Source organism: Pantoea sp. 9140, assembly GCF_000745295.1.
Lineage (GTDB): Bacteria > Pseudomonadota > Gammaproteobacteria > Enterobacterales > Enterobacteriaceae > Pantoea > Pantoea vagans.
In genome coordinates this window covers 417954-435576 of sequence record NZ_JQNO01000001.1, presented here as the reverse complement: position 1 = coordinate 435576, position 17623 = coordinate 417954, and the positions used below count along the sequence as shown (strand labels likewise).

Below are 17623 nucleotides of genomic sequence, written 5' to 3'. Positions count from 1 at the left end.
GAACGGTCCTCCGGGTTACCGCAGAGGCGAATGCAGGCGGATAGCAACACCAGGCCAGAGATAAGCCTGGTGTCATTGGCACCTGAGACGATTACAGCGTGGTTTTCATTTCCCGCAGTGATACCGGCCAGTCACCCGGCCAGACGTAGTGATCTTTCAGAATCCGCGCACTGTAGTCGAGACAGATTTTCACCGGCAGGTTGGGATAGATTCGCTCCATCTCCTGTACCAGCTCTTCGCTGTTTTTGACCTTGTGCAGCGTCTTAATGAAATCGTTGATATAGGTGCGGGTAAAGCCTATTGCTGAGGGGCTGAGCGATGGCGTCGTTCGCGAATGGCCAGCGATCAGGACTTTCGGCGCCAGCGCTTCGAGTTTATCCAGACTTTCCATCCATTTCGCCATGCGTTCCGGCGTGCGCATATCGGCAATCCATACATGTGCATCCGCGAAGACCACATCGGAGGCGATCAATGTTTTCGTCGAGGGGATCCAGAGCGGTGTCACCCGGATGCAATCGCCACTGAGATCGCTCAGGATTTTAATCTCCTGCCCTTCCAGCCAGATCGTACCCTCTTCCAGTTCGGTGATCACAAACTTAGTGCGGGCACCGTTCTCTTTTAAAACCTGCTTACCCCAGTAATCAATTTTGAAGTCAAAGGCGTCATTAACATCTTCGGCGACCTGCTTATAAGAGAGAATGTCAGCAGCCGGAAAGACCGATTTAATCACTTCAAGTCCCAGAAAATGATCGGGATGCAGATGGGTAATAAAGATGCGTTTCAGGTCGAGACCGGTTTCGATAATCTCAGCGACTAACCGATGCGCATTCGCCAGCGTGAACTGGGCATCGACTAACATCGCCTCTTTCTCACCCATGATAATGGTGGAACTGACACCGAAGCCGTCGTGCTGGTCACTGCTGATAAAAACCTTCGTCGATAAATCCATTTTTCGTCCTCATACGTTACACATCAGAAGCTACACGTCAGAAACAACTAAGCAGAAGAGGTCATGATGACCTCTTCTGTTCACTCTTAATTTTTCAGGTTTTCCGGAAAATTGGCGGGCAGCTGATCAGGCGGGCAGTCAATCACGCTTTCGTTGTTTTCACCCACATCACGAATCACGGTCAGCGTCGCGAACTCATCAATCACTTCAGTTGGATAAGCCGGACCCGCTTCGCGGAATTTCGCCATCTCTTCCAGGTGATCATTCTGGAAGCAGACGGTTTTTTCCGGATTGTTCATAACCCAGCGTGGGAAGAAGATGGTGCCGTGGAAAATTTTATCCGCCAGATTAACGGCCAGGCTGACATCAGTGCCGGTTGGTTCAGTCCAGGAGACTTTATAGACATCCTGCGCCAGGCGAACCACATAAACATGCTGATTTTTAACCCAGCGATTGCCGACCATACCACTGTGAATGCGATAGTCGATGGTGCTGGCATTTTTAATGTAGAGCTCGTAGTTCCAGCCGTTGTCATAGGTATAAACCAGATGTTTGCCAACGATGCCAGACAGGTCATGTTTATCAAAAGTGCTCATGATTAATTCCTCATTTGTTTTCCCTGATGTGATTATTGCGCGTTACAAAAGCGATGAATAACGCTATTTTTAGCACTAAATTATTCAATTTTTAGATGGGTTACCATGTACAAAGCAACGCTGGAACAGTGGTATCTGCTCGACGCCGTCGTAAAGGAAGGGAGTTTTGCGCTGGCAGCGGAGAAGAATAATCGCAGCCAGTCCTCATTGAGCTATCAGTTGAGTCTGCTTCAACAACGGCTCGACATGGAACTGCTGGAGCAGGTGGGACGCCGTGCCGTCCTGAGTGCTGAAGGACATCAGTTACTTGCGCAGGTGCGTCCACTGCTGGAAGGATTTAGCGCGCTTGAAGCTAAGGCCAGTGCCCTGCGACGAGGTGAACGTTCGCGTATTGATTTAATGGTAGATGCTACCTTTCCAAAACCTCTGCTGTTTGATGTGCTCAATATATTTCAGCAACGCTATCCACATGTGCGCATCTGGTTCAGCGAAATTGTCCGCAGCGAAACACCAGACAGGCTGGCTGAACAACAGGCCGATCTCTGGCTGGTGGCGCAATACGGTGATACCCCTTTAGCGGGCGAAAGCCTGATGAGTGTCGATTTCGTCGCCGTTGCCCATCGCGATCACCCGCTGCACAGTGAACCTGCCCCGCTTAATGCTGCCACACTGGCGCGCTGGCCCTGTATTACCATTCTGGATCGCCAGCAACAGCAGCAGTCAGAGGTGAGTGGCGATCAGGCAGAGAACTGGTCATTCACTACCCTGTCGGCAGCGATTGAAGCGGTCCAGCACCAGCTAGGCTATGGCTGGCTGCCGGAACAAAATATCGCCAGCCTCTTAAAGAGCGGTGAACTCCGTCCCCTGCCGCTGCTTCAGGGCCGCCGACGCAGTAGTACGCTGGTGATGTACATCAATGAAGAGAGACTGCCCGGCAATAGCGCCATTGCTGAACTGGCGCAGATGTTTATGGAACGGGTGGCGGCGTGGGAGGTGCGCCGCTGAACGTAAATTGAAGGGCACGCACACAGCAGCTCTTTCTGGCCACTCGCTCCTTATAACCCCGCTATTTCGCTAGCTCTCATCATTTCCTTTCGCTAAACTGCGGGGCTGGATTCCTCCCAGCATAAATTGCGCAGAGTAACCCATGACCCGCAAATTCAAGCCTTTCACCTCCCTTTCCCGCCGCCACCGTCGCACGCGTGTTCAGCACATCAAAAATCTTATCTATCGCGAGCGTGAGCGCTGCGGTGGTTTACATTACGATGATTGTGATTCTGAAAACGCAGAGGCTATTGCGGCGGGCTGGGTCTGGACCTGGAGTGATGTTCTTTTCCTGGATGATCAAGATCCCACCATCTACTGGAACGCCGAGATCGTTACTGCTGATGTCGCTCGCATGGATATCATCGAAAACCGGGTACTCAATGAAGCCACTGCAATGCTTGACCAGACCCAACTGGAGGATGAATTCCGTTTAGAGACAGTGTCCAACTATGACGCGAAAGGAAAGATTGTCAGCTATAAGCAGTTAAAACGCACCCGCGTTGCTTATCCCCAGTTCGGCGGGATGACATATCATGATTACATTAACAAGCGCGTGGCAGATATTCTCCGCGACACCCCACCCGTAATCACCCCTGGTTATCGCATCCAACATGGCTATCGTAGTGGTATTGGTCTGCAAATTATCGTCGCAGAGTCAGAGCTGACGCGTGAAGTCATCGATAATGCCATCCGCACATTTCTGGCAGGTAACATGCCTTCTCTTAAATCTATATAGCAGTTCTGATGCCCCACATCCCCTGCCGGGCTTTTTGACACACCGCCTCGCACGTTAGGGGTTAACGGCTTACTGTCATTGCTAGTCCGGCAGCACAAAGGCTGAATATCAGTAATATTGAAGTGCGATTCCGGGCGATTTTCCCTCGGCCTAACGTGTCTGTCAGAGGAATGAATGGCAGAATCTACTGACGCTTATGATCAAAATGACAGACCAAAAAAAAGCCCCCATAGCGGGAGCTTTCTCTTTGCAGCAGCAGAAACTTACTTCTTCTTCGCTTTCGCGTTAGGCAGATCGGTGATGCTGCCTTCGAAGATTTCTGCAGCCAGACCCACTGACTCATGCAGGGTCGGGTGAGCGTGTATGGTCAGCGCAATATCTTCCGCATCACAACCCATCTCAATGGCCAGACCGATTTCGCCTAACAGCTCGCCGCCGTTAGTACCGACAATCGCGCCACCGATAATACGGTGCGTCTCTTTGTCGAAAATCAGCTTGGTCATGCCGTCTGCACAATCAGAAGCGATAGCACGGCCTGAGGCAGCCCACGGGAAGGTGGAGGTCTCGTAGCTGATGCCCTTCTCTTTCGCTTCTTTCTCGGTCAGACCGACCCAGGCAACTTCTGGCTCAGTATAGGCAATTGAAGGGATCACTTTCGGATCGAAGTAGTGCTTCAGACCAGAGATCACTTCAGCCGCTACGTGGCCTTCATGCACGCCTTTGTGCGCCAGCATTGGCTGACCGACGATGTCGCCGATAGCATAGATGTGTGGCACGTTGGTACGCATCTGTTTGTCGACGCGGATGAAGCCGCGATCGTCCACTTCCACGCCCGCTTTACCGGCATCCAGACCTTTACCGTTCGGCACACGACCGATAGCAACCAGCACCGCGTCATAACGCTGCGCTTCGCCTGGTGCTTTTTTACCTTCCATTGAAACGTAAATGCCATCGTCTTTTGCTTCAACGGCGGTCACTTTGGTTTCCAGCATCAGGTTAAATTTCTTGCTGATTTTTTTGGTAAAGACTTTCACCACGTCTTTATCCGCAGCCGGGATAACCTGGTCGAACATCTCAACCACATCGATCTCTGAACCCAGCGCGTGATATACCGTCGCCATTTCCAGACCGATGATGCCGCCGCCCATGACCAGCAGACGCTTCGGAACTTCTTTCAGTTCCAGCGCATCGGTAGAGTCCCAGACGCGTGGATCTTCATGTGGAATGAATGGCAGTTCGATTGGGCGTGAACCCGCAGCGATGATGGCGTTATCGAAGTTGATGGTGGTCGCGCCGCCTTCTCCTTCAACCACCAGGGTGTTAGCACCGGTGAATTTGCCCAGACCATTCACCACGGTGACTTTACGACCTTTTGCCATACCTGACAGGCCGCCAGTCAACTGGTTGATAACCTTTTCTTTCCAGCTGCGAATCTTGTTGATATCAGTAGATGGCTGGCCAAACACAATGCCGTGCTCTTCAAGGGCTTTCGCCTCTTCAATCACTTTAGCAACGTGCAGCAGCGCTTTAGATGGGATACAACCGACGTTCAGACAAACACCACCGAGGGTGCTGTAACGCTCTACCAGTACGGTTTCCAGACCTAAATCCGCACAACGGAAGGCTGCAGAGTAACCTGCAGGACCTGCCCCAAGTACCACGACCTGGGTTTTAATCTCTGTACTCATCATGACCTCTTAATTGATATCCGGCGGGTCAGACGTTCTTATAATGCCCTTGTTCCACCGGGACTTTCACCGCAAGAGTTTACAGAATTGTTAACAAACTGCCAACAGCGGCGCGACGAATCGTTAAAGGAAGGCCGGCATCCGCCGGCCTTCTTCACATTTACATAACTAAACGACGAATGTCAGACAACATATTGCCGATAATGGTGATGAATCGCGCACCATCAGCACCGTCGATCACGCGGTGGTCGAAGGAGAGAGAAATCGGCATCATCAGACGCGGCGTAAACTCTTTACCATTCCACACCGGCTCCATCGCCGATTTAGAGACACCCAGGATAGCCACTTCCGGCGCGTTAACGATCGGCGCGAAGTGTGTGGTGCCCAAGCCGCCCAGGCTGGAGATGGTGAAACATCCGCCCTGCATGTCGCCCGCTGTCAGCTTACCGTCACGCGCTTTCTTCGAAATCGCCATCAGTTCACGCGACAGCTCGGTGATGCCCTTCTTGTTCACGTCTTTGAAGACCGGAACGACCAGGCCATTTGGCGTATCAACCGCCACACCAATGTTGATATATTTCTTCAGCGTCAGTTTCTGCGCATCTTCAGACAGTGAGCTGTTGAAGCGTGGCATCTGCTCAAGCGCCGCTGCGACCGCTTTCATAATGAACACGACAGGCGTGTACTTCACATCCAGCTTACGCTTCTCTGCTTCAGCATTCTGCTGCTTACGGAACGCTTCCAGATCGGTGATATCGGTTTTGTCGAAATGCGTAACGTGTGGGATCATCACCCAGTTACGGCTCAGGTTCGCGCCAGAAATTTTCTGGATACGACCCAGTTCGACTTCTTCGATTTCGCCAAACTTACTGAAATCAACTTTCGGCCATGGCAGCATGCCCGGCAGACCACCGCCGCTTGCCGCAGCAGGTGCTGCTTCAGCGCGTTTCACGGCGTCTTTCACGTAAGTCTGCACGTCTTCTTTCAGAATGCGACCTTTACGGCCGGTGCCTTTGACTTTCGCCAGGTTAACACCGAACTCGCGCGCCAGGCGACGGATCACCGGAGTTGCGTGAACGTAAGCGTCGTTCTCTGCGAACTCACCTTTGCTGTCGGCTTTGGCTGCTGGCGCCGCGGCGGCTGGCTTAGCATCAGATTTCGCAGCAGGCGCCGGAGCAGCTTCCTGTTTCGCAGCCGCAGGGGCGGCCGAAGCTGCACCTTCGACTTCGAACACCATGATCAGTGAGCCGGTGCTGACTTTATCGCCCGTTGCGACTTTCAGCTCTTTGACCGTACCTGCAAACGGCGCAGGGACTTCCATTGAGGCCTTGTCGCCTTCAACCACGATCAGTGACTGCTCAGCGTCAACTTTGTCGCCAACTTTGACCAGGATCTCGGTGACTTCGACTTCATCACCGCCGATATCCGGCACGTTAACTTCTTTTGCGCCTGCAACAGCAGCGGGTGCCGATGCTGCTTCTTCTTTCACTTCTGGCTTCGCATCAGAGGCCGGTGCTGCGCCTTCTGCTTCAAAGACCATGATGGCTGATCCGGTGCTGACTTTGTCGCCGGTCGCAATGGTGATCTCTTTGACCACACCCGCGAACGGAGCCGGAACTTCCATTGAGGCTTTATCACCTTCCACCACAATCAGAGACTGCTCGGCTTCGACTTTGTCGCCAACCTTAACCAGAATCTCAGTGACTTCAACTTCGTCACCGCCGATATCCGGAACCGCCACTTCTTTGCTGGCAGTGGCCGCAGCAGCGGCTGGCGCTGGCGCCGCGTCCGCTTTTTTCTCTGCGGCCGGTGCTGGTGCTGCTTCAGCAGCACCTTCAGCATCAAACACCATAATCAGTGAGCCGGTCTCAACTTTGTCACCGGTAGAGATCTTAATCTCTTTCACTACGCCAGCCTGTGGCGACGGCACTTCCATTGAGGCTTTGTCGCCTTCCACGGTGATCAGCGACTGCTCGGCTTCCACCTTGTCGCCAACTTTCACCAGAATCTCGGTGACTTCAACTTCGTCAGACCCGATATCCGGTACCTTAATTTCGATAGCCATTACTCTATTACCTCTTAAGCCAGACGCGGGTTAACTTTATCGGCATCGATATTGAATTTGGTGATCGCATCGGCCACCACTTTCTTCTCGATCTCGCCGCGTTTAGCCAGCTCACCCAGCGCGGCAACCACCACATAAGATGCATCAACTTCGAAGTGATGACGCAGGTTCTCACGGCTGTCAGAGCGACCAAAGCCATCGGTACCCAGTACGCGATAATCGCTGGCCGGGACATAGCTACGAACCTGCTCAGCGAACAGTTTCATGTAGTCGGTTGAAGCAACAGCTGGTGCGTCGTTCATCACCTGAGCGATGTAAGGTACACGCGCTTCTTCAGTCGGATGCAGCATGTTCCAGCGCTCACAATCCTGGCCATCACGCGCCAGTTCGGTGAACGAGGTCACGCTGTAGACATCAGAGCCGATACCGTAATCTTTCGCCAGGATCTGCGCGGCTTCACGCACGTGACGCAGGATAGAACCTGAGCCCAGCAGCTGCACTTTACCTTTGCTGCCTTCTACCGTTTCCAGCTTGTAGATACCCTTACGGATACCTTCTTCCACGCCCTGCGGCATGGCTGGCATATGGTAGTTTTCGTTCAGCGTGGTGATGTAGTAGTAAACATTCTCCTGCGCTTCGCCATACATACGCACCAGACCGTCATGCATGATGACAGCCACTTCATAAGCGTATGAAGGATCGTAAGAGATACAGTTCGGGATAGTCAGCGACTGAATGTGGCTGTGACCATCTTCATGCTGCAGACCTTCGCCGTTCAGCGTCGTACGACCGGAGGTGCCGCCGACCAGGAAGCCGCGTGCCTGCTGGTCGCCCGCCAGCCACATCAGATCGCCGATACGCTGGAAGCCGAACATCGAGTAATAGATGTAGAACGGAATCATCGGCAGATTGTTGGTGCTGTAAGAGGTCGCCGCAGCCAGCCAGGATGAACCTGCGCCCAGCTCATTGATCCCTTCCTGCAGAATCTGGCCTTTCTCGTCTTCTTTATAGTAAGCAACCTGCTCGCGGTCCTGCGGGGTGTACTGCTGACCGTTCGGGCTGTAGATACCAATCTGACGGAACAGACCTTCCATACCAAAGGTACGCGCTTCATCGGCGAGGATCGGAACCAGACGATCTTTGATCGACTTATTCTTCAGCATCACGTTCAGGGCACGCACAAAGGCGATGGTGGTCGAGATCTCTTTGTTCTGCTCATCCAGCAGCGCACTGAACTCTTCGAGTGCTGGCATTTCCAGCTTCTCAGTGAACTTCGGCTGACGCGTTGGCAGGTAGCCGCCTAATTTCTCGCGCTGACCGTGCAGATAAGCATGCTCTTCTGAGCCTTTCTCGAAGGTGACGTACGGCAGTTCTTCGATTTTATCGTCAGCAACCGGCACGTTGAAGCGATCACGGATATAGCGTACGCCATCCATGTTCATCTTCTTTACCTGGTGAGCAATGTTTTTGCCTTCCGCGGTGTCGCCCATACCATAACCTTTGATGGTATGCGCCAGGATCAGTACTGGCTTGCCTTTAGTGTCCTGCGCTTTTTTCAGTGCCGCATAGATTTTCTTCGGATCGTGGCCGCCACGGTTCAATGCCCAGATTTCATCATCGGACATATCTTTAACCAGCGCCGCGGTTTCCGGATACTTGCCGAAGAAGTGCTCACGCACATAGGCACCATCACGGGATTTGAAGGTCTGGTAGTCACCGTCAACGGTTTCGTTCATCAGCTGAATCAGCTTGCCGCTGGTATCTTTGCGCAGCAGCTCATCCCAGCGTCCGCCCCAGATGACCTTAATCACTTCCCAGCCAGCACCGGCAAAGATGCCTTCCAGCTCGTTGATGATCTTGCCATTACCGGTTACCGGACCATCCAGACGCTGCAGGTTGCAGTTGATGATGAAGACCAGGTTATCCAGTTTTTCACGGGTGGCGATGGTGATCGCACCTTTAGATTCCGGCTCATCCATCTCGCCGTCACCCAGGAAGGCATAAACGGTCTGAGCAGAGGTGTCTTTCAGGCCACGGTGTTCCAGATACTTCAGGAACTTCGCCTGATAGATCGCTGACAATGGACCCAGACCCATTGATACGGTCGGGAACTGCCAGAATTCCGGCATTAATTTCGGGTGCGGATAAGAAGAGAGGCCTTTACCGTCAACTTCCTGACGGAAGTTGTTCATCTGATCTTCAGTCAGGCGACCTTCAAGGAACGCACGGGCATAGATGCCTGGAGAGATGTGGCCCTGAAAATAGACCAGATCGCCGCCATCCTTGTCACTGCGGGCGCGGAAGAAGTGGTTGAAGCACACTTCATAAATCGTCGCAGAAGACTGGAAGGAGGACATGTGACCACCGAGCTCCAGATCTTTCTTCGACGCGCGCAGCACCGACATGATGGCGTTCCAGCGGATTGCGGAACGGATACGACGTTCAAGAGAGGTGTTGCCCGGATAATCGGGTTCATCTTCAACGGCAATAGAGTTGATGTAGTTGCTGATTGCAGACGAACCTGCAGCCACTTTTACGCCGCCTTTGCGGGCTGCACCCAGTACCTGATCAATCAGATACTGTGCACGTTCAACACCTTCTTCACGGATGACCGATTCGATCGCCTGTAGCCAGTCACGAGTTTCAATCGGATCCACGTCATTGTGTAAACGTTCTGACATGGGTGTGTTCCTTATCTGTGTCTAATACGTTGAATAATCGGGAGCCTGTTAAAGCAGATGCAGGCAGCCTCGTCTGATGTCCGTACGATCTTTGTCGCACGTTATTCCTTACGTTGCTGTAAACGACGCAGGGAGCGTTCTCGACGGCTCTGCTCCCGACTTCTGTCCAGCAAGATTTCCTCTATGAACGCCAGGTGACGGTGTGAAGCCTCGCGCGCTTTTTCTGGCTCACGAGCCACAATCGCCTCAAAGATTCTGGCGCGGTGACCGCTCACTTTTGCCAGCATTTCCCGGCGCGAGTAGAGCAATTCGAAATTCTGACGAACGTTTTGTTCCAGCATAGGGCCCATTGAGCGTAGCAAATGTAAAAGCACAACATTATGGGCCGCTTCTGTGACAGCGATCTGATACTGCATCACTGCGTCCGCTTCGGCGTCTAAGTCGCCGCTGTCCTGCGCCTGCTGGATATGCACATGGCAGTCGCGAATGCGCAGCAGGTCTTCTTCCGTGCCGCGCAGAGCTGCGTAATAGGCCGCGATGCCTTCTAAGGCATGACGTGTTTCCAGCAGATCAAACTGTGATTCCGGATGGTCGGCGAGAAGCTCAACGAGTGGATCGCTCATGCTTTGCCAGAGATGCTCCTGTACGAATGTTCCGCCACCCTGTCGGCGCAGCAATAATCCTTTGGCTTCTAAGCGCTGGATCGCTTCGCGGAGAGATGGACGTGAGACATCGAATTGTTTAGCGAGTTCGCGCTCAGGGAGCAGCTTCTCTCCCGGACGCAGGGTCCCTTCCATAATCAGGGATTCGAGCTGTTGCTCGATAGCGTCGGAGAGCTTGGGTTGGCGAATCTTACTGTAAGCCATCATCCCTTCTTATTAAGCCAATCGTCCGGAGTAAATTGGTAATACCAATTGCAAAGAGGTGCCGGTAAAGTAACAAAGTATTCACCTTGTGTCTATATGGTGTCTGCGACATTCACCTCCCCCGCAAGCCTGTGCTGACGCTAACTCGCGGTTAAAAAAATGAAAAATCCCCGTTCCTGTAAATGTTAAATAAATGCACTTTTACCAAACCTTACACCCGCTCAGGGCCTGAGCGCAGCGGTAACCATAAGTGAAAGCTATTCGTCATTAACGGCATTTCATGGCAGAAGTTTGCGGGGTACAGACGTGACCGGGACGGCGTTTTTTCAGTCAACTCTCAGCACGAAAGGCGAAAGCAGGTGCAAAGCGATTCGCTTATCACTATTCTTGTCGCCAGGGTAGCAGATGGCAGCATTCAGCAGGCCAGATACCGTAAAATAATCAATACGTTATTGTAACTACTTCATTACAGCGGACTGCGCTGCGAACGAAGAATAAAAACAACACGAGGTTTGTATGGAACAACAGCAAGGCGAAGCGCTGAAACGTGGTCTTAAGAACCGCCATATTCAGCTCATCGCGCTGGGTGGTGCAGTTGGAACCGGGCTGTTTCTGGGCAGTGCATCGGTCATTGAATCCGCCGGACCGGCCGTTATTCTGGGCTATGCGATTGCCGGTTTTATTGCCTTTTTAATCATGCGTCAGCTAGGTGAAATGGTGGTGGAAGAGCCGGTCGCCGGCAGCTTCAGCCACTTCGCGTATAAATACTGGGGCAACTTTGCCGGCTTCGCCTCGGGCTGGAACTACTGGGTCCTTTACGTACTGGTTGCCATGGCGGAACTTACCGCCGTCGGTAAATATATCCAGTTCTGGTGGCCAGACTTTCCGACCTGGGCCTCAGCCGCCATCTTCTTCGTGATGATCAACGCCATCAACCTGACCAACGTGAAAGTGTTTGGTGAGATGGAGTTCTGGTTCGCCATTATTAAAGTGGTCGCGGTCATCGGCATGATCCTGTTTGGTGGCTGGCTGCTGTTCAGCGGTCACGCGGGTCCGCAGGCGACTGTGCGCAACCTGTGGGAACAGGGCGGCTTTTTCCCGCACGGCATCGGCGGTCTGGTCGCGGTCATGGCAATTATCATGTTCTCGTTCGGCGGACTGGAGCTGGTGGGTATCACCGCTGCAGAGGCTGACAACCCGGAAGTGAGCATTCCAAAAGCAACTAACCAGGTGCTGTGGCGTATCCTGATTTTCTACATTGGTTCACTGGCGGTGCTGCTGTCTCTGATGCCGTGGAGCCGTGTCACGTCAGAAGTCAGCCCGTTCGTCTTTATTTTCCACGAGCTGGGCGATGCCATGGTAGCGAATGCGCTGAACGTGGTGATCCTGACGGCGGCCCTGTCGGTCTATAACAGCTGCGTTTACTGCAACAGCCGCATGCTGTTTGGTCTGGCACAGCAGGGCAATGCGCCGAAAGCGCTGCTGAAAGTCGATCGTCGCGGTGTACCGGTCTTAACGATTCTGGTCTCGGCTGTCGCCACTGCGCTGTGCGTGCTGATCAACTACCTGATGCCGGGTGAAGCATTTGGCCTGCTGATGTCGCTGGTCGTTTCCGCGCTGGTGATTAACTGGGCGATGATCAGCCTGGCGCACCTCAAGTTCCGTCGTAAGAAAGATCAGCAGGGCGTCACCACCCGCTTCAAAGCGCTGCTCTATCCGGCGGGTAACTGGATTTGCCTGGTCTTCCTGGCGGCGATTCTGGTGCTGATGGCGACCACGCCGGGCATGGCGATCTCTGTCTGGCTGATCCCCGTCTGGCTGGTCATTCTGGGTATTGGTTACTTTATCAAGAACCAGACGCAAAAGGCCTGATGCCTTACCGCGTACTGCAACCTCCTGTGGGAGGTTGCAGTACGTCACCCGCGTTCCCCTGCCCCTCTTCAGCCCCGATCCAGTTCACACTTCTCTTCCCGCACCTGTTTTGTCCATCTTCATGACGAATTACTCCCGTTCATCTCGCTGATTTGATGACAATAATTCCTGTTCACACTGGATGCGCAGGAGAAAACCATGAAAGGTGCAGCCCTCTCGTTTCGGGAAAAACTGGGTTATGGCATGGGCGATGCCGGATGCAACATGATTGGCGGTGCCATCATGCTGTTCCTGAACTACTTCTATACCGATGTTTTCGGGCTGGCTCCGGCGCTGGTCGGGACCCTGCTGCTTTCGGTCCGGGTGCTGGATGCGGTCACCGACCCGATTATGGGTGCCATCGCCGATCGCACCCAGAGTCGCTGGGGCCGTTTTCGTCCCTGGCTGCTGTGGGTTTCCGTGCCCTATGTGGTCTTCAGCGTTCTCATGTTCACCACGCCAGACTGGACTTATCACAATAAGGTGATCTGGGCCTTCGTCACCTACTTCCTGATGTCGCTGACCTACACCGCGATTAACATTCCTTACTGTTCGCTGGGCGGCGTGATTACCAACGATCCCGGTGAGCGTGTCTCCTGTCAGTCATACCGTTTTGTCATGGTCGGCATCGCCACGCTGATACTGTCGCTGTCGCTGCTGCCGATGGCGGAGTGGTTTGGCGGTGAAGACAAAGCACGTGGCTATCAGATGGCGATGGCGGTACTGGCCACCATTGGTCTGGCGATGTTTCTGTTCTGCTTTGCCACGGTACGGGAACGTATTCGCCCGGCCGTGCCGAGCAATGATGACCTGAAGAAAGATCTGCGTGACGTCTGGAAGAATGACCAGTGGGTGCGCATTCTGCTGCTGACCTTCTGCAACGTCTGTCCTGGCTTTATCCGCATGGCGGCCACCATGTATTACGTGACCTGGGTCATGGGCCAGTCAACGCACTTTGCCACGCTGTTTATCAGCCTGGGGGTGATTGGCATGATGTTCGGCAGCACGCTGGCAAAACTGCTCACCGATCGCTGGTGCAAACTCAAAGTCTTCTTCTGGACCAATATCGTACTGGCTCTCTTCTCCAGCGCCTTCTACTGGATCGATCCCCACGCTACCGTGATGGTTGTGGTCGCCTATTTTGTGCTGAATATTCTGCATCAGATCCCCTCTCCGCTGCACTGGTCACTAATGGCCGATGTGGATGACTATGGCGAATGGAAAACCGGCAAACGCATTACCGGTATCAGCTTTTCCGGCAACCTGTTCTTCCTTAAGGTGGGGCTGGCGGTCGCCGGTGCGATGGTCGGCTTTCTGCTGTCGATCTACGGCTACAATGCAGGCGCTAAACAGCAGTCACCGGAAGCGATTAACGGCATCATGCTGCTGTTCACCGTTATTCCGGGTGTTGGCTATCTGATTACTGCAGGTGTGGTGCGGCTGATGAAAGTTGACCGCAAAATGATGATTACCATCCAGCAGGATCTTGCGCTGCGCCGCGAAAACTTCCATGAGTTACACACTGTTCGCCTGCGTAACGGTGTTGTCACGCCAACCGGAGATGTTAAATGACCGCAATCCTGCCGAATCCTTTTATTGAGCAGCGCGCCGATCCCTTTATCCTGCGCCATGAACAGCACTACTATTTTGTGGCCTCGGTGCCGGAGTATGACCGGCTGGAGATCCGGCGCGCTACCACGCTGGCTGGCCTGCGCAGCGCCGAACCGGTTGTGGTCTGGCGCAAGCCCGCGAGTGGTTCCTGCAGCGAATTAATCTGGGCACCTGAGCTGCACTACATTGACGGTCAATGGGTCATCTATTTCGCGGCAGCCCCGACGCGGGAGATCAAAGAAGGACTGTTTCAGCACCGGATGTATGCGCTGGTGTGTGAGGCGGCAGATCCGTTGCAGGGCGAATGGCAGCCCTGCCGCCGCGTCTTCAGTCAGTTTGACAGCTTCTCACTGGATGCTACCCACTTCGTGCATCAGGGCAAAAACTGGTATCTCTGGGCGCAGAAAGATCCCCTGATTCCCGGCAACTCTAACCTCTACCTGGCTGAGCTGCTGAATCCCTGGACGTTAAAAGGCACGCCCGTAATGCTGAGCCGGCCGGAATATGAGTGGGAGTGTGCAGGGTTCAGCGTTAATGAAGGTCCGGCGGTCATCCGTCACGGCGATCGGCTGTTTGTGACCTACTCCGCCAGCGCCACCGATGAGAATTACTGTCTGGGGCTCCTGTCGATTGCCGCAGATGCCAACCCGCTTGATGCCGCAGCCTGGCAGAAATCAGCGCGACCAGTGTTTGTGTCCAGCTGGGACAACCACCAGTATGGGCCGGGTCACAATAGCTTTACTCAGGATGAGGCAGGACGCGACGTGCTGGTTTACCACGCGCGTAATTACACTGAAATTGAGGGCGATCCGCTCTGGGATCCGAACCGCCATACCCGACTGAAATATTTCAGCTGGCGGGAAGATGGCACGCCCGATTTCGGCGTGCCACCTGCTGATTACACCAGCGTGCCGTAAATCGTCAGCAACGCGACGGCAACAACCAGCACCAGCGAAGTCCGTTTTGCTAACGCCACGGCCACCCGTGGCGTTTCAACTTTATCGGTGTGCGGATCGCGCGACAGTGAGAACTGCGCCAGCGTCGTCAGCACGTGATACTGAGAACGGTGACGATCGGTCAGCGAGGCAAACCAGGCGGGCAGCGCTTTTTCGCCGTGGCCCAGCAGCGCGTAAGCGACACCCGCCAGCCGCACTGGGATCCAGTCGAGCAGATGCAGAATCGCATCCACGCCCGATTGTGCACGCGCCATCGGTGTACCGTGCTTTGCCAGCCAGCCCTGCCAGGCACGCAGAAACGCGTAACCCACCAGCAGCACAGGTCCCCACGGCCCACCCACCACCAGCCAGAACATCGGGGCGAGATAGAAACGGAAGTTTATCCAGATCAGCGCATTCTGCAGCTCGCGCAGGAACTCACGTTCGCTGCACTCCACCGGCACACCATGGATTAGCGTCAGCTCAGCCGCCATCGCCTGATGTGCCGCGTCGTCGTCATGGCTGGCCGCTTTCAGGTAGCTATGGTAGTGCTGACGTACTGAGCCGGCACCGATGCAGAGCAGTCCGGCAACGATCCAGAACAGCAGTTGCAGTACGCCAAACAGTAATCCTTTCAGACTCCAGACCACCAGCGCGGTCAGCGCCATCGCCAGTACGGTCATCAGCAGGGTTCGCATCATGGAGTAATGGCGGCGATGGCGAAAAATCGGCTCCAGCCGGTGTTCGAGCTGCCAGTGCTCGCCCAGTTTGAACAGGCGCTCCCAGCCTAAAACCAACAACAAGGTAAACAACGTCATACTGACTCCGCAAAAATCACGATTTTTGCTGCGTTAACAGCTGTTTGTAGTAGTCCCAGTCAAAAGCAGGTCCGGGATCGGTTTTGCGTACCGGCGCGATGTCGCTGTGCCCCGTGATACGTGAAGGCGTTACCGGATAGTGTTGCAGCAGTAACTGCGTGACCTGCTGCAAGGCCCGATACTGCGCCTCGCTATACGGCTCGCTGTCAGTTCCTTCCAGCTCAATACCGATGGAGAAGTCGTTGCAGTTTTCACGTCCTTCAAACTGCGAAATGCCTGCATGCCAGGCGCGTTTGTCAAAGGGGACATACTGCACAATCTCCCCGTCACGACGAATCAGGCAGTGTGCTGCCACTTTCAGGGCGGCAATATCCGCAAAATAGGGATGAGCATCCGGCGGTAATGTGCCGGTAAACAGTCTGTCGATCCAGGGTCCGCCAAATTCACCGGGTGGCAGGCTGATATTGTGGATCACCAGCAGTGAAGGCGCCTCATTGTCAGGGCGCTCATTACAATGCGTTGACGGCACGTGACGCACACCGGTCAGCCAGCCCTGTTTGATTTTCATACCACTTTTCCTTATATCGCCAGCTGAGAATAGCATGAATAATAAAGGATTCTTGCCTCTTAGTGTGTCGGTCCGGTGACATTAAATTGCCCTTTGTTAAGGATACTAAACAAAATGCTATCCACTGCTGGAACCAGATGCCGGTTCAGGCTATTGTGACCGCCTCTGTCCTTCCTGTTTCTGGAGTAAAATGCCTATGTCATCCCGTGGTTATGATCCCGACAGCCGCCGTCAAGCCCTGATTAAACGCATTGAAAGTGACATCCCGGATGCCGTTGCGCTGGCGTTAAAAGAGGATCTCGGTGGTGAAATCGACGCCGATCGCGACATTACCGCGCAGCTGTTACCTGCTGAAACGCAGGCCCATGCGCAGGTCATCACCCGTGAAGCCGGTGTTTTCTGTGGTAAACGCTGGGTTGAAGAGGTGTTCATTCAGCTTGGGTCGCATGTGACTCTGAACTGGCATGTTGAAGATGGTGATCGAATCGAAGCAGATCAGTTGCTGTTTGAAATTGAGGGGCCTGCCCGCCTGCTGCTGACCGCCGAGCGCACGGCGCTTAATTTTGTACAGACGCTCTCGGGCGTTGCCACTGAAGTCAGCCGCTATGTTGCGCTACTGGCGGGAAGCCAGACGCAGCTGCTGGATACGCGCAAAACTCTGCCAGGACTGCGGACTGCGCTGAAATATGCCGTACTGTGCGGCGGAGGCAGTAATCATCGCCTGGGCCTCTCTGACGCCTATCTGATCAAAGAAAACCATATTATTGCCAGCGGATCGATTGCTCAGGCAGTCGAACGCGCACAGTGGCTGCAGCCCGATGTGCCGGTTGAGGTAGAGGTGGAATCATTAGAAGAGTTACGTCAGGCGCTGGAAGCGGAAGCCGACATTGTGATGCTGGACAACTTCAGTCTGGAAGCGATGCGTGAAGCCGTCGAACTCAACCAGGGGCGGACGCTGCTGGAGGTCTCCGGCAACGTCACCGAAACCACCCTGCCGCAGATTGCCCTGACCGGCGTGGACTACGTCTCGGTTGGTGCGCTGACCAAGCATGTGCGGGCGCTGGATCTCTCAATGCGTTTTAAACAAAAATAGCCTGTCCCGCCGTAACCTGACACGGCGATTTTGCGACCCCGCTTCCGGCGCAGTTTCGA

The 17623-nt window shown here is 54.0% G+C and carries 14 protein-coding genes; 6 read left to right on the top strand and 8 right to left on the bottom strand.

Annotated elements, in window-relative coordinates; all coding sequences use genetic code 11:
• Positions 1-91: 91 nt before the first annotated feature.
• Positions 92-949, bottom strand: coding sequence for an MBL fold metallo-hydrolase (locus FA92_RS01845; RefSeq protein WP_033781882.1), 858 nt, complete (start codon positions 947-949; stop codon positions 92-94).
• 86 nt (positions 950-1035) lie between these two features.
• The gene (locus tag FA92_RS01840; protein WP_010253965.1) at positions 1036-1545 is read right to left on the bottom strand and encodes a phenolic acid decarboxylase; all 510 of its coding nucleotides are present in this window, start codon (positions 1543-1545) and stop codon (positions 1036-1038) included.
• Positions 1546-1650: 105 nt separating this feature from the next.
• Here FA92_RS01840 and FA92_RS01835 point away from each other — a divergent pair, with 105 nt between their 5' ends.
• On the top strand, positions 1651-2550 hold the full coding sequence (locus FA92_RS01835; protein WP_033781881.1) for a LysR family transcriptional regulator: 900 nt from the start codon (positions 1651-1653) through the stop codon (positions 2548-2550).
• 142 nt (positions 2551-2692) lie between these two features.
• Positions 2693-3328 (top strand): hypothetical protein, encoded by a 636-nt coding sequence (locus FA92_RS01830; RefSeq protein WP_033781880.1) that lies wholly within the window; start codon positions 2693-2695, stop codon positions 3326-3328.
• 263 nt (positions 3329-3591) lie between these two features.
• On the opposite strand, the gene lpdA is transcribed toward FA92_RS01830, so the two are convergent.
• From lpdA to pdhR, 4 genes are all read right to left on the bottom strand, one after another.
• A complete protein-coding gene (gene lpdA, locus FA92_RS01825) occupies positions 3592-5016 on the bottom strand; it encodes a dihydrolipoyl dehydrogenase (RefSeq protein ID WP_010253950.1) in 1425 nt (474 codons plus the stop codon).
• Between the two features lie 160 nt (positions 5017-5176).
• Positions 5177-7081 (bottom strand): pyruvate dehydrogenase complex dihydrolipoyllysine-residue acetyltransferase, encoded by a 1905-nt coding sequence (aceF, locus tag FA92_RS01820; RefSeq protein ID WP_033781879.1) that lies wholly within the window; start codon positions 7079-7081, stop codon positions 5177-5179.
• Positions 7082-7095: 14 nt separating this feature from the next.
• Complete coding sequence (gene aceE / locus FA92_RS01815; RefSeq protein WP_013356789.1) at positions 7096-9762, bottom strand: pyruvate dehydrogenase (acetyl-transferring), homodimeric type; 2667 nt, start codon at positions 9760-9762, stop codon at positions 7096-7098.
• A 101-nt stretch (positions 9763-9863) separates the two neighbouring features.
• Positions 9864-10628 (bottom strand): pyruvate dehydrogenase complex transcriptional repressor PdhR, encoded by a 765-nt coding sequence (pdhR, locus tag FA92_RS01810; RefSeq protein WP_033781878.1) that lies wholly within the window; start codon positions 10626-10628, stop codon positions 9864-9866.
• A gap of 516 nt (positions 10629-11144) precedes the next feature.
• Here pdhR and aroP point away from each other — a divergent pair.
• The 3 genes from aroP to FA92_RS01795 all read left to right on the top strand — a co-directional run bounded on the left by aroP (position 11145) and on the right by FA92_RS01795 (position 15067).
• Complete coding sequence (gene aroP / locus FA92_RS01805) at positions 11145-12500, top strand: aromatic amino acid transporter AroP (RefSeq protein ID WP_013356787.1); 1356 nt, start codon at positions 11145-11147, stop codon at positions 12498-12500.
• A 198-nt stretch (positions 12501-12698) separates the two neighbouring features.
• Positions 12699-14111, top strand: coding sequence for an MFS transporter (locus tag FA92_RS01800; protein WP_033781877.1), 1413 nt, complete (start codon positions 12699-12701; stop codon positions 14109-14111).
• The gene (locus tag FA92_RS01795; protein WP_033781875.1) at positions 14108-15067 is read left to right on the top strand and encodes a family 43 glycosylhydrolase; all 960 of its coding nucleotides are present in this window, start codon (positions 14108-14110) and stop codon (positions 15065-15067) included. The genes FA92_RS01800 and FA92_RS01795 overlap by 4 nt, the downstream gene beginning before the upstream one ends.
• Here the strand turns inward: FA92_RS01795 and ampE are convergent.
• Both ampE and ampD read right to left on the bottom strand, forming a co-directional pair.
• Positions 15049-15903 (bottom strand): beta-lactamase regulator AmpE, encoded by an 855-nt coding sequence (gene ampE / locus FA92_RS01790; RefSeq protein ID WP_013356784.1) that lies wholly within the window; start codon positions 15901-15903, stop codon positions 15049-15051. The genes FA92_RS01795 and ampE overlap by 19 nt on opposite strands.
• Before the next feature lie 16 nt (positions 15904-15919).
• A complete protein-coding gene (gene ampD, locus FA92_RS01785; RefSeq protein ID WP_013356783.1) occupies positions 15920-16471 on the bottom strand; it encodes a 1,6-anhydro-N-acetylmuramyl-L-alanine amidase AmpD in 552 nt (183 codons plus the stop codon).
• A gap of 196 nt (positions 16472-16667) precedes the next feature.
• On the opposite strand from ampD, the gene nadC reads away from it, so the two are divergent.
• Positions 16668-17564: a carboxylating nicotinate-nucleotide diphosphorylase gene (gene nadC, locus FA92_RS01780; protein WP_033781873.1), complete on the top strand. Its 897-nt coding sequence runs from the start codon at positions 16668-16670 to the stop codon at positions 17562-17564.
• The last annotated feature ends 59 nt before the right edge of the window (positions 17565-17623 follow it).